This window comes from Roseinatronobacter sp. NSM, assembly GCF_052379845.1.
GTDB lineage: Bacteria > Pseudomonadota > Alphaproteobacteria > Rhodobacterales > Rhodobacteraceae > Roseinatronobacter.
In genome coordinates this window covers 201,878-215,020 of sequence record NZ_JBQTCF010000001.1, presented here as the reverse complement: position 1 = coordinate 215,020, position 13,143 = coordinate 201,878, and the positions used below count along the sequence as shown (strand labels likewise).

10 protein-coding genes and 1 tRNA gene are annotated in these 13,143 nt (G+C 58.5%); 7 read left to right on the top strand and 4 right to left on the bottom strand.

Annotated elements, in window-relative coordinates; all coding sequences use genetic code 11:
* The first annotated feature begins 91 nt into the window (after nt 1-91).
* On the top strand, nt 92-961 hold the full coding sequence (locus ACTZWY_RS01000; protein WP_444788798.1) for a branched-chain amino acid aminotransferase: 870 nt from the start codon (nt 92-94) through the stop codon (nt 959-961).
* 294 nt (nt 962-1,255) lie between these two features.
* Entirely contained in the window at nt 1,256-2,887 is a 1,632-nt protein-coding gene (locus ACTZWY_RS00995) for an alpha-D-glucose phosphate-specific phosphoglucomutase (protein ID WP_444788797.1), read from the top strand.
* A 168-nt stretch (nt 2,888-3,055) separates the two neighbouring features.
* Here ACTZWY_RS00995 and ACTZWY_RS00990 read toward each other — a convergent pair whose 3' ends face one another.
* Together ACTZWY_RS00990 and ACTZWY_RS00985 are read right to left on the bottom strand one after the other, a co-directional pair.
* Nucleotides 3,056-3,529 (bottom strand): CoA-binding protein, encoded by a 474-nt coding sequence (locus ACTZWY_RS00990; RefSeq protein WP_444788796.1) that lies wholly within the window; start codon nt 3,527-3,529, stop codon nt 3,056-3,058.
* 197 nt (nt 3,530-3,726) lie between these two features.
* Entirely contained in the window at nt 3,727-4,950 is a 1,224-nt protein-coding gene (locus ACTZWY_RS00985; protein WP_444788795.1) for an MFS transporter, read from the bottom strand.
* Nucleotides 4,951-5,181: 231 nt separating this feature from the next.
* On the opposite strand from ACTZWY_RS00985, the gene ACTZWY_RS00980 reads away from it, so the two are divergent.
* From ACTZWY_RS00980 to ACTZWY_RS00960, 5 genes are all read left to right on the top strand, one after another.
* Nucleotides 5,182-7,446, top strand: coding sequence for an adenosylcobalamin-dependent ribonucleoside-diphosphate reductase (locus ACTZWY_RS00980; RefSeq protein ID WP_444788794.1), 2,265 nt, complete (start codon nt 5,182-5,184; stop codon nt 7,444-7,446).
* A 148-nt stretch (nt 7,447-7,594) separates the two neighbouring features.
* Nucleotides 7,595-9,124: an IS21 family transposase gene (gene istA, locus ACTZWY_RS00975; protein ID WP_444788793.1), complete on the top strand. Its 1,530-nt coding sequence runs from the start codon at nt 7,595-7,597 to the stop codon at nt 9,122-9,124.
* Nucleotides 9,114-9,905 carry an IS21-like element helper ATPase IstB gene (gene istB / locus ACTZWY_RS00970; protein WP_444788792.1) on the top strand — a complete coding sequence of 264 codons (792 nt, stop codon included), beginning with the start codon at nt 9,114-9,116 and terminating at the stop codon, nt 9,903-9,905. Before istA ends, istB begins: the two co-directional genes overlap by 11 nt.
* A gap of 316 nt (nt 9,906-10,221) precedes the next feature.
* Nucleotides 10,222-10,773 (top strand): hypothetical protein, encoded by a 552-nt coding sequence (locus tag ACTZWY_RS00965; RefSeq protein ID WP_444788791.1) that lies wholly within the window; start codon nt 10,222-10,224, stop codon nt 10,771-10,773.
* Between the two features lie 216 nt (nt 10,774-10,989).
* Nucleotides 10,990-12,336, top strand: a complete 1,347-nt coding sequence (locus tag ACTZWY_RS00960; protein WP_444788790.1) for a DUF4041 domain-containing protein — start codon at nt 10,990-10,992, stop codon at nt 12,334-12,336.
* Between the two features lie 234 nt (nt 12,337-12,570).
* Here the strand turns inward: ACTZWY_RS00960 and ACTZWY_RS00955 are convergent.
* Together ACTZWY_RS00955 and rpmB are read right to left on the bottom strand one after the other, a co-directional pair.
* A tRNA-Arg gene (locus tag ACTZWY_RS00955) sits at nt 12,571-12,647 on the bottom strand.
* A gap of 109 nt (nt 12,648-12,756) precedes the next feature.
* The gene (gene rpmB / locus ACTZWY_RS00950) at nt 12,757-13,044 is read right to left on the bottom strand and encodes a 50S ribosomal protein L28 (protein WP_277805650.1); all 288 of its coding nucleotides are present in this window, start codon (nt 13,042-13,044) and stop codon (nt 12,757-12,759) included.
* Nucleotides 13,045-13,143 lie beyond the last annotated feature (99 nt).

Genomic DNA, 13,143 nt, shown 5'->3' with positions numbered 1-13,143 from the left:
GCTAGCGATTCATCAGTTTTCGCGCAACATTATGACCGATGTGGACCTAAATTGCGTAACTATTGAAAATCTGCCAAATGAGGAGGCATGCATGGCCGGGGCATATGACGACAGAGAAGGCTTGATCTGGATGGATGGAACCATGGTGCCCTGGCGGGATGCCAATGTGCATATCCTGACGCATGCCATGCATTATGCCTCGTCGGTATTTGAAGGGGAGCGGTGCTATAACGGCAAGATTTTCAAAAGCCGCGAACATTCCGAACGCCTGCTGGAATCGGGGCGGTTGCTGGACATGCAGATCCCCTACAGCGTGGACCAATTGGAAGAAGCCAAGGCCGAAGTGCTGCGCGCAAACAACCTGACAAATGCCTATGTGCGTGCGCTGGCCTGGCGCGGTGTGGGCGAGGATATGGGCGTAGCCGCACGGCGCAACCCGGTGCGCGTGGCCATCGCGGCATGGGAATGGGGGGCGTATTATGGGGACGCCAAAATGCAGGGCGCGAAGCTGGACATCGCCAAATGGCGCCGCCCCTCGCCCGAAACCATCCCGACAGCGGCCAAGGCCGCAGGGCTGTATATGATCTGCACAATGTCGAAACACGCAGCCGAGGAAAAGGGCTGTTCGGACGCGCTGTTTTATGACTATCGCGGCTATGTGGCCGAAGCGACAGGCGCGAACGTGTTTTTCGTCAAGGATGGCGAAGTGCACACACCAATTCCCGATGCCATTCTGAACGGCATTACCCGCCAGACGGTTATTGCCATGCTGCGCGACATGGGAATCACAGTGCATGAACGCCATATCATGCCCGAAGAACTGGCCGATTTTTCCGAATGCTGGTTGACCGGCACCGCCGCCGAAATCACCCCTGTGGGCCAGATTGGCCCGCATGATTTTCAGGTGGGCCAGATGACGCGCAAGGTTGCCGAAACCTATGAGGCGCTGGTGCGCGCCTGACAGGGCGAATATGTTGCGACAGCTTGACACGCGGCAGGGTCCGGCCCTGCCGCGTGTTTGCGTTTGGCCCTTTTGCCACGCCATTTTCCGCGCCATTTGAATGCCGGTTTCATGCCATTATTTTGGCATTCCGTCATGAAATTGAAGCCGAATTAACCATATTCGACACCCAGACTGAAATTGCCCATGGCCCTGCCCTTGACCTTCAAGCTTGCCGAAGCCTACCAATCGCATGGCACGAATGGCATTTTCAGGACCGGCAGGCCAAGAATACCACAAAAGGACCGCGCTATCATGACCGTCAAGACCATCGCCACCACCCCTATTGAGGGGCAGAAACCCGGCACATCGGGCCTGCGCAAGAAAACCCCGGTTTTCATGGCCAGCCCCTATCTGGAAAACTATGTTCAGGCCATTTTTGACGGGGTTGGCGGGGTTGCGGGCCAGACGCTGGTTGTGGGCGGGGACGGGCGGTATTTCAATGACCGTGCGATTGATGTGATCTTGCGCATGGCGGCGGCAAACGGGGCGGCGGCGTGCATTGTGGGGCAAGGGGGTCTGCTGTCCACGCCCGCCGCGTCGCATATCATCCGCAAATACAAGGCCGATGGCGGCTTGATCCTGTCGGCCAGCCACAACCCCGGTGGCCCTGATGCGGATTTTGGCCTGAAATACAACGGTCCCAATGGCGGCCCCGCAACCGAATCTGTCACCGAGAAGATTTTTAGCTGCACCCGGACCCTTCAGGAATACCGCATCCTTGAAGGGGACGGCGTGCCGATCGATGTGCAGGGACGCCATGATCTGGCAGGTATGCGCGTGGATGTCATTGACCCGATCCGCGACTATGCCGACCTGATGGAAACGTTGTTCGACTTTGACGCCATCCGCGCGCTGTTTGGCCGTGGGTTTGCCGTGCGGTTTGACGCGATGCATGCGGTGACTGGCCCCTATGCGCGCGAAATCCTTGAACACCGTCTGGGTGCGCGTGCGGGCAGTGTGGTCAACGGCACACCATCGCCGGATTTCGGCGGCGGCCACCCAGACCCCAACCCCATCTGGGCCAAGGACCTGATGACCGCCATGTATGGGCCAGATGCACCCGATTTCGGTGCCGCGTCAGACGGGGACGGGGACCGCAACATGATTGTGGGGCGCGGGTGCTATGTCAGCCCGTCCGACTCGCTTGCGGTGCTGGCTGATCTGGCGCATCTGGCGCCGGGCTATGCTGGCGGGCTGGCGGGGGTTGCGCGGTCCATGCCGACCTCCTGCGCAGTGGACCGTGTGGCCAAGGCCAAGGGCATCGCGTGTTTTGAAACGCCCACGGGCTGGAAATTCTTTGGTAACCTGCTGGATGCAGGCAAAGTCACCCTGTGCGGCGAGGAATCGGCGGGCACCGGATCAAGCCATGTGCGCGAAAAGGACGGGCTGTGGGCGGTGCTGCTATGGCTGAACATTCTGGCACAAACCGGCAAATCCGTGGCCGCGCTGATGGCTGATCATTGGGCGCGCTACGGGCGGAATTACTATTCCCGACATGATTATGAAGAAGTGGACGCAGACGCCGCACAGGCCCTGATGGACCAGCTGCGCGCGGCCCTGCCCGCCCTGCCGGGGCAGGATTTCGCGGGTCTGACTGTGGAACGCGCCGACGAATTTTCCTATGATGACCCGGTGGACGGCAGTTGCGCCACGCAGCAGGGCCTGCGCATTTTCCTGACCAATGGCGCGCGGATTGTCCTGCGCCTGTCGGGCACCGGCACGGCAGGGGCCACATTGCGCGTCTATCTGGAACGGCTGGAAACCGCACCCGATGCGCTGGCACAGGATGCACAAACCGCGCTGTCAGACGTGATTGCCGCCGCAGACCAGATTGCGGGCATTCGCGCCCATACCGGACGCGACGCACCTGATGTGATCACCTAAAGCATGTCGCGCAAAAGTGGGAACCGGTTTTGCGCAAAACGACACGCGACAACATAAAGTTAGGGCGGGCCGCGTGAATGCGCATGAACGCGACCCCCTCTGACGGCTGGGATCATATGGCCCAACGAAACAATGGGGGGAAGCACCCAAGGCGCGCCCCCCGTAGCGCTAGGTCAGCCGCGATGAAATTACGCCGGTATTGATACCACCCATGCGCAATTCCCCGAACAGGCGCTGATATTCCATCTTCGGGCACAGGTTTTGCACCACATCCACACCGCGCGCCTGCGCCTTGGCGGCAGCGCCTTCGTGCTGGACACCAATCTGCATCCAGATCGTGCGCAGGTTCGGCAAGTTTTTCAGCGCGTCATCAACAATTTCGGGCACATGTTCGGACCGGCGGAAAATATCAACCATATCCACCTGTGGCGGGCAGTCCGCCACCGTGCCAAGGATGGTTTCCCCAAACAGCATTTGCCCCGCCAGCCCCGGATTGACCGGAATGATGCGGTAACCCTTCAGCTTCAGATAACGCGCCACAAAATAGCTGGGACGCACCGGATTGGCGGAAACCCCCACAACGGCAATAACCTTCGTGCGGTGCAAAATGTGCTTCAACCGGGCGCTGTCAGGCTGTGTCATGGCGCAAGTTTGGGGCGTTGCCACCTGATATGCAAGCAGAAAAAGGCCCGACCAACAGGCCGGGCCAAGTGCGGAACGAGGGACAGTAACAGATACAGACGCGGAGTTCCGATCCATCGTCATGCCATACAGATATGAGGGGGGGCGGGGATTTCCAGTGCCAATCTCAGATTTGTGAGGACACGCGCAAGGCCGCGCTAAACCGCGTCCCACCTGCGCTGTGCGCGCAGTCCCGCGCGCAACCAGATCAACGCGGCCACCCCCGCTACGCCCAGCGCAATGGACACCCATAATGTTGCCTGTGGCCCCAGCCGCACAAAGGCAACCGAAAACAGGAACGGGGCTGCCGCCGCCATCACGCTGCGCAGCCCCGCCAGACGGCCCAGCCGCGCCCCGATGCCCACCGCCCCGAACAACACCAGCGGCACCGATCCGCGCACAATACTGGCCAGCCCCTGCCCTGCGCCAAACAACAGCGCAAACACCACGGCCAGCCCAACCCCCTGCCCCGCCAGCAACAACACAAAAAACGACAGCGGCACTGCCGCGCTGGAAATGATGGCCACATTCAACGGGTGGAAATTGCGCCAGAACCCGGCCTCGACCAGTCGGACCAACACTTGCGCAGGCCCCATCAGCATGGCCACCAGAAATGCGGCCTGCCCCAACCCCTGTTCCATCAGCACCGGCACCATATGCACCCCCATCGCGGCGATCACCATGCCCGTAATCGCAAACCCAAGCGCCACCAGCACAAAAGCGCGGCGCAACTGGTCGGGTGCGACAACCGGAAAGACCGGGCGCGCGGCACGGGCGGGCGCGACGTCGGGCGTGCGCGCCACCGCTGCCTTGCGCGCGATCCAGAAGTGCAGCGGCATGGCCACGCCCAGATGCAACACGGCGAATACCCCACAGGTGCCGCGCCAGCCCAGCATTTCAACCCCGAACCCCGTCAGCGGCCAGAACACAGTTGACGCAAACCCGCCAATCAATGTCAGCCGCGTAATAGCGCTGCGCGTGTCCGCCGGTTCCTTTAACGACAGGGTTGCGAATGCGGCATCATACAGCACTGCAAAGCTGATGGCTTGCAACAAGATGACCAGCACCGCGAAGCTTGCGAAATTGGGCGCGACGGCGATCAGCGCGGTCAGGATAGCCGCAAGGGCGCTGCCAATGCCCATAACCTGCGGCGCGCCCAACTGGTCCAGCAACCGCCCCAAGCGCGGCGACACCAGCCCACCCAGCAACAACCCCACCGAAAACACCCCAAACAGCACCGGACCAGACACCCCCAATTCGGCGGCGATGGCGGGAACCATGATTGGATAGGCATAAAAAATTGTCCCATAGCCGATGGTCTGTGTCACGCCCAAGGCCAGCACAAACGGCCCCCAATCGGCCAGCGGGGTCTTGATTGCCATGTCGGATAGTCCGCCTTTATTGCTCTGACTGACAGCTACGATGCCAACAGGCCACAGCATGTGCAACCAGACATCGCGCCCCTGGGCCCTTCGGGCTGTGTGATACACAAGACTTCATGCAGGTTTCATGACAACGCCCGTGGGGCCGGCGGGGTATGTGCGTTGACCGCCACCGCGCCCGCGCCTATCTTGTCGGACCACGCTGCCCCCCCAACCAAAGGAATCCCCGCCATGAGCCGCTTTACCGCCCCGATTGCAGAACAGATCTGGGACATGAAATACCGGCTGAAACAGGCGGATGGCACCCCCCTTGACCAAAGCGTTGACGACACATGGCGCCGCATTGCCCGCGCGCTGGCGGCGGTGGAAAACGACCCTGCCCTGTGGGAAGACCGTTTTTTTACCGCATTGGAGGATTTCAGGTTCCTGCCCGCCGGGCGCATTACCGCAGGCGCAGGCACGGCGCGCAGCGTCACTTTGTTCAATTGTTTTGTCATGGGCACGATTCCCGACAGCATGGGCGGCATTTTCGACATGCTGCGCGAAGCGGCGCTGACCATGCAACAAGGCGGCGGCATAGGCTATGATTTCAGCACCATCCGCCCCAAGGGCGCGCCCGTAAAAGGGGTGGCCGCTGATGCGTCAGGCCCGCTGTCGTTTATGGATGTGTGGGACGCGATGTGCCGCACCATCATGTCGGCGGGGTCGCGCCGCGGGGCAATGATGGCCACCATGCGCTGTGACCACCCCGATATCGAGGATTTCATCACCGCAAAACAAGATGCCGCCCGCCTGCGCATGTTCAACCTGTCGGTTCTGGTGACCGATGCCTTCATGGATGCCGTCAAGGCTGACGGGGCATGGGAGTTGCAGTTTGACGGGCGTATTTACCACACGGTGCAGGCGCGTGATCTTTGGAACCGGATCATGCAGGCAACCTATGACTATGCCGAACCGGGTGTCATTTTCATTGACCGCATCAATGCCGCCAATAACCTGTCATATTGCGAAACGATTGCGGCCACGAACCCATGCGGCGAACAACCCCTGCCGCCCTATGGGGCGTGCCTGCTGGGGTCTGTCAATCTGGCGCGGCTGGTGGCCGACCCGTTCACCCCGCAGGCCCGTCTGGATGAGGCGCAACTTGATGAACTGGTGCGGCTGGCGGTGCGGATGATGGATAATGTCGTTGATGCCAGCCGCTTTCCGCTGGATGCGCAGGCACAAGAAGCGCGCGCCAAACGCCGTATTGGGCTGGGTGTTACGGGGCTGGCCGATGCGCTTATCCTGACGGGTCTGCGCTACGGGTCCGATGCCGCAGTGGCGCAGACAGAAGCATGGATGCGCGCCATTGCGCGCGCGGCCTATCTGGCCAGTGTGGACCTGGCCCGCGAGAAAGGCGCGTTCCCGCTGTTTGATGCAGATGCCTATCTGGCGTCGGGCAATATGCAGGCCATGGATGACGACGTGCGCGAGGCCGTGCGCACGCATGGCATTCGCAACGCGCTGCTGACCTCCATCGCGCCCACGGGCACCATCAGCCTGTATGCTGGCAATGTCAGTTCCGGGATTGAGCCTGTTTTCGCGCATAGCTACACCCGCAAGGTGCTGCAAAAAGACGGGTCCAAAACCGATGAAAAGGTCGAGGATTACGCCGTTCAGATGTGGCGCAGCCTGCATGGCGACGCGCCCATGCCCGAATATTTCGTCGATGCACAGGTGCTGGCCCCCATGGACCATGTGCGCATGCAGGCGGCGGCCCAGAAATGGGTGGACAGCTCAATCTCCAAAACCATCAACTGCCCCAAGGATATCAGCTTTGACGCATTCAAGGATGTCTATATGGCCGCGTGGGATATGGGCTGCAAGGGCTGCACCACTTACCGCCCCAATGATGTGACAGGCTCGGTCCTGTCGGTTGCCGAAGATACGGACACGGCACCACAAGCCGATCAGGGCGCCGATGTCGTGTATCTGTCCACGCCCTTCGACCGCCCCGATGCCCTTGAAGGGCATACTTATAAGCTGAAATGGCCCGGATCGGAACACGCCATCTACGTCACCATCAATGACACGGTCATCAATGGCCATCGCCGCCCGTTTGAAATTTTCATCAATTCCAAGAACATGGAGCATTTCGCCTGGACCGTGGCGCTGACACGGATGATTTCGGCAGTGTTCCGGCGCGGCGGCAACGTATCTTTCGTCGTCGAGGAATTGAAAGCCGTGTTCGATCCGCGCGGCGGGGCATGGGTGCAAGGCAAATACATCCCGTCCATTCTGGCAGCCATCGGCGGGGTCATTGAAGAACACCTGATCCGGATAGGGTTCATCGCGGGCGAAGGTCTGGGTTTGAAATATGATCCTGAAATGAAAACCCAGCCCAATCGCACCCCCCCACCCAACCGCGCCTGCCCCGCCTGCGGGTCATTCGAAATGATCATGATAGAGGGGTGTATGACCTGCCGCGCCTGCGGCCACAGCAAATGCGGCTGACGGGGCGAGAGTATGAAAACCCAGATGTAAAGACATGTTGATTGTCACTGAGAACTGACCCGGCAACAGTGGAAATTGTCATTGAGAATTGACCCATGTGCAACCTTGCCCCTGCGCAAAGCAGTCGGGGGCGTTAGGAGTGATAGACATGGGATTTTTGAGGATTATTCGGAAATGGGCATTGCGGGACAAGATGCCCATTCGCGAGATCGCACGGCGGACGGGCGTATCGCGAAACACGATCAAGAGGTATCTGCGGGAGGGGATCGTCGAGCCCCAGTTTCAGACACCTGATCGCCCGAGCAAGATCGATCCATACGCGGCGCGGCTGACAAACTGGCTTGTGGCCAACCAGCGCAAGGCGCGTAAGGACCGCCGCACTGCGAAGGACATGTTTGAGGAGCTCGTCAAGGCAGGATATGATGGCTCCTACGAGCGCGTCGCGGCCTTTGTGCGCCAATGGAAAGGTGAACGTCAGCGGGCGCAAAACACAACGGACCGGGGCACCTTCGTGCCGCTGGTGTTTGCGCCAGGTGAGGCGTTCCAGTTCGACTGGAGCGAAGACTGGGCCTTTGTGGGAGGCGAGCGCATCAAACTGCAGGTGGCGCACATCAAGCTGTCGCACAGCCGCGCATTTCTGGTTCGGGCGTATCTGCTGCAGACACATGAGATGCTGTTTGACGCCCATTGGCACGCCTTCCGCGTTTTTGAAGGCATCCCGAGCCGCGGCATCTACGACAATATGAAGACCGCTGTTGACCGGGTGGGCGTCGGCAAACAGCGTGATGTAAATGCGCGGTTCACGGCGATGACCAGCCACTATGTTTTTGATCCTGAGTTCTGCAACCCGGCTGCAGGATGGGAGAAAGGTCAGGTTGAGAAGAACGTGCGCGATGCCCGTCATCGCCTATGGCAAGTTGCTCCAGTCTTCCCGGACCTTGCTGCGCTGAATGACTGGCTGGAAGAGCGCTGCAAGCAACTTTGGGCTGAGACGGCCCATGGCATGTTGCTCGGCAGCATTGCGGATGTCTGGGAAGCCGAGAAGCCTTCGCTGATGCAACTCCCAACGATGTTTGACGGCTTTGTCGAAGCGCGAAAGCGTGTCTCCCCCACCTGCCTGATCACCTTTGATCGCAACCGCTATTCCGTGCCCGCCAGCTTTGCGAACAGGCCGGTGAGCCTGCGCATCTACCCCGAACGGTTGGTCGTTGTAGCAGAGGGCCATGTGGTTTGCACCCATGAGCGTATTATCGACCGATCACACCGTAAACCTGGGCGCTTCATCTACGACTGGCGCCATTATCTCGCAGTGGTTCAGCGCAAGCCCGGGGCGCTGCGCAACGGTGCCCCCTTCCTCGAGATGCCGGAACCTTTCCGAAAGCTTCAGGCGCAAATGTTGCGTAAACCGGGGGGAGATCGTGAGATGGTCGATATCCTGTCCTTGGTGCTGCACCATGATGAACAGGCGGTGCTCCGTGCCGTGGAACTAGCCCTACAAGCGGGCCTGCCAACCAAAACCCATGTGCTGAACCTGCTCCACAGGCTGCTGGATGGCACGCCGACTGAACAGCCGGATGTAACGCCGCCTGCAGCACTTTCGCTGAGCAAAGAGCCCGAGGCCAACGTCGCACGTTATGATGGGCTGCGCCCCCAGAAGGGAACACGCCATGCGTCATGACCCCGCTGGAGCCGCCATCGTCATCATGTTGCGCAGCCTGAAGATGCCGGGCATGGCGCAGGCCGTGCAGGACCTACATGAGCAAGGGTCACCAGCATTTGAGGCCGCCATGCCAATGCTGTCACAGCTGCTAAAAGCTGAAATGGCCGAGCGAGAGGTGCGATCGACCGCGTATCATATGAAAGCTGCCCGCTTTCCGGCTTACAAGGACCTCTCGGGATTCGATTTTACCGCCAGCGAAATCCGTGAATCCTTGGTCCGCCAGCTCCATCGCTGCGAGTTTCTGGATGGGGCTGAGAATGTGGTGTTGATCGGGGGGCCGGGAACAGGGAAATCCCATGTTGCCACGGCCCTCGGCATCCAGGCAATCGAGCATCACCGCAAGCGCGTGCGCTTCTTCTCGACGGTCGAACTGGTCAACGCGCTGGAGCAGGAAAAAGCTCAGGGTAAGGCTGGGAAGATCGCCGAAGCGCTGGTGAAAACTGATCTCGTGATCTTGGACGAGCTGGGATACTTGCCATTCAGTGCCTCCGGCGGCGCCTTGCTCTTCCACCTGCTCAGCAAGTTATACGAACGCACCAGCGTCATCATCACCACGAACCTGAGCTTCAGCGAATGGGCAACCGTCTTCGGCGACGCCAAAATGACCACCGCGCTGCTCGATCGCCTCACCCACCGCTGCCACATTCTGGAGACCGGCAATGACAGCTATCGCTTCAAGGCCAGCTCCGAAACGGCGAAAAAGAAGAGGAAGGAAACACCAGCATTGACCCCAACATGACACGCAGAACATAACAACCGGGTGGGTCAGTTCTCGGTGACAATGCCGGGTCAGTTCTCAGTGACAATCAACAAACGGGGCTTTCGCAATGCCGACATAGAACTCTTGATAGGATTGGGCGAACCCTTTGGCTCTGATGGTTTCCGGATTTCACGCAAATCCGCACTCTATGAAATAAGCCTGCTGAAAGATCGGATTCAGCGGCTTGAACGTCTGGCTGGTAGCATTGCAGTCGTATCTGACGGATACTTGGTCACAGTCCATCATGGGGAAAATGCCAAATCAAATCGCCGCCGCAAGAGTGGGAGGAGACGTCATGAGCACTGAAAAGGACGTCGTTTGTGTCACCGTCGAACTGCCGCTGCCATTTGTTCACGGCCTGCTTGCGATCACGCATCTCATGGATAATGGTGTCGTCGGCGCCTTGCAGGCTGCCATCGATGAAAATGATAAGGCCTACCGAATTCAAAAAATCAAGCCGCTTTTTCCGGCGGATTCAATGCGAGCGCAGCCACTTCCTCAGCATGACAGTCTTAAATCGGAGATTCTTGGTCAGCAGGTTCAGGGAGTCACCCTAGCGGACCTATTCGCTCGGTGTGTGGATATGATACACGACCTCGATCCTTCTGCTATTGAGCGGCTCTCGGAGAAGAAAACCCATGCAAGGCGGTATGTGGCCCGTCGATCTGTCGACATTCATCTTAAAAGTCCGCATCTCGACACAATACAAACAAGGTCAGGATGGTGGATCAGCGCCAATGTCAGCGAACAGCAGGTAACGACTGCCATGCGCCTACTGGCAGAAGCTTCGGACTTGGCGTTTGGTAAAGACGTTTTGTTCCCGATAAATGCGCCACGCCGCTCCTGAAAAATGCAAGATCAACGGTCTGGCCCGCGGCAACAAAACACTGGCTGCGACAGAAAAAGTTGCCGATTGAGTGCCGAATTACAGTTCGGGCAATTTATGTACTTGCATTGCCCGATCAGCGGCAGTGGTACCGCGAAGGCTACCCGCTACAGTTGAAATCCTAAGTCAACCAGAGCATGGTTTGCCCATGAATTTCAACATTCAAACAGGTGTTTAATGGATCCTATCACGATTGTTCTGATACTTTGGCTGCTGCTTCCTTTCGTCTTCCTTTTTCTTTGGCTCCGCGAACGGTCAAAAGGGAAAAAGGTCGAGGCGGCGAAAACCGAAGCCGTTTCTGCACAGCAGGCCCTGGAAACACGTTATGCACAGATCATTTCGGTCGAGGATGAGGTGGCAAAACTGCGCACCAAAGCAACCGATGTGCAAGCCGACCTTGCTGAACTGCGCCAGACCTATACCGCAAAGCGAGCAATCCTTCAGAAATTGGAGGCACAGGTCGCAATCTATGACGAGCGCCTGTCATTTGCTGAACTCGGCGTCTATGAGCCCCATTTCGATTTCTCCGACAGCGAGGCCTACAAGGCCGCAATTACGGCGGTGCGGGAACGTCAGAAGGATATGGTCAGTTCGAAGACAGCCACAATCTGCCCTGCTGATTGGACCGTTGACGGCAGCAAGTCGAAAGGACAGGCCATGGTCAACCGCCAAACCCGTTTGACCATGAGAGCCTTCAACAATGAATGCGAGGCGGCCATTGCGAATACCCGTTGGAACAATGTGAACGCCATGGAAAAGCGGATCCAGACCGCGGCGAAGCAGATCAACAGCGCCAATGAATCCATGCGCCTGACCATAAACGACACTTATGTCGCCCTCAAACTGGAGGAGCTTTATCTGACCCACGAATACCGGGAACGCCTGAAAGCCGAGAAGGAAGAACGTGCCGAATTGGCCCGGGCGGAACGGGATGAGAAAAAACTTCTTGCCGAAGCCGAGGCCGCTGAGCGTGAGGAGCTTCGCTTTCAACAGCTTTTGGAAAAAGCCCGTTCTGAAGCCGGTGTCGACGAGGCAAAGATCGCAGAACTTCAGGCAGCCTTGGATGAGGCCCATGCAAAAACAGAGCGGGCTCGGGCGATGGCCGAAATGACCAAGTCGGGGTATGTCTATGTGATTTCGAACATCGGGTCATTCGGGGAAGACGTGGTCAAGATCGGGCTTACCCGTCGCCTTGATCCTGACGACAGGGTGCGAGAGCTGGGAGATGCAAGTGTGCCGTTCAGCTTTGATACGCATGCAATGATCTATTCCGAAGAAGCTCCGGCCCTAGAGGCTGCATTGCATCGTGAGTTCGCAGATCGTCGGGTGAATGACGCGAACTTGAGAAAGGAATTCTTCCGGGTCAGTCTCGATGAAGTTGAGGCCGCGGTGGAGCGGCTCGCCCCGGATGCATCGTTCTTCAAAGATCGACAGGCACAGGAATGGCATGAAACACTGGCCCGTCGGAATCAGGTTCTTACCGATATGATCAAGGCCTCTGACGAGTTTCCCGCCGAACTCTAGCGAGAAGATCCTCCGAACAGTCTCGTCGGGGATGCTTGAATCGACGGAAATTGATTTGGAAGCGAAAAGCCGGCTTCACGAGTTGGAGGCGGCAGTCTTCCGGAAATATTGTTTGATATCAGAAATTTATTGAAAAGTTCGTCAGATTTCAAAAATAACGCTTGACACGGTGCGCAGCAAAAACCGCCCTGTTGCGCATTCATATGCCTCCTTTACAAAGGCATAAGGAAGCCTTGGCGATCCCGGGAGGACTCGAACCCCCAACATCCTGATTAGAAGTCAGGTGCTCTATCCAGTTGAGCTACGGGACCGCAGGCTTGATACGGACGCATCGGGCAGCAAGACGCAACATGTCAGCCCTATGCGCCATACAACAAGGCCCCCAGCAGCGCCGGAGGCCTTGTTGAAACTACATCAGCTTTAGGCTGCTGTCTGCGCCTTCGCAACGTCGCGCTTGATTTTCTGTGCGTTTGACGACAGTTCTTCATCCTTGGCGCGGGCAAGATAGGCGTCAAGGCCACCGCGGTGGTCCACTGAGCGCAACGCAGCAGAGGACACGCGCAGTTTGAAGCTGCGGCCCAGTACTTCTGACTGAAGCGACACATCCTGCAGGTTCGGCAGGAAGCGGCGGCGCGTTTTGTTGTTGGCGTGGCTTACATTGTTGCCCGACATCGGGCCTTTTCCAGTGAGTTCGCAGCGGCGCGACATGGCTTATCCTCGTCTGTTTATAAGGGCAGGACATGAATGCCCGGGTGCCACATAACAAAGGGCACTGCTGCGCAGCGCCGTGAATTTCGTTCCCGCGCT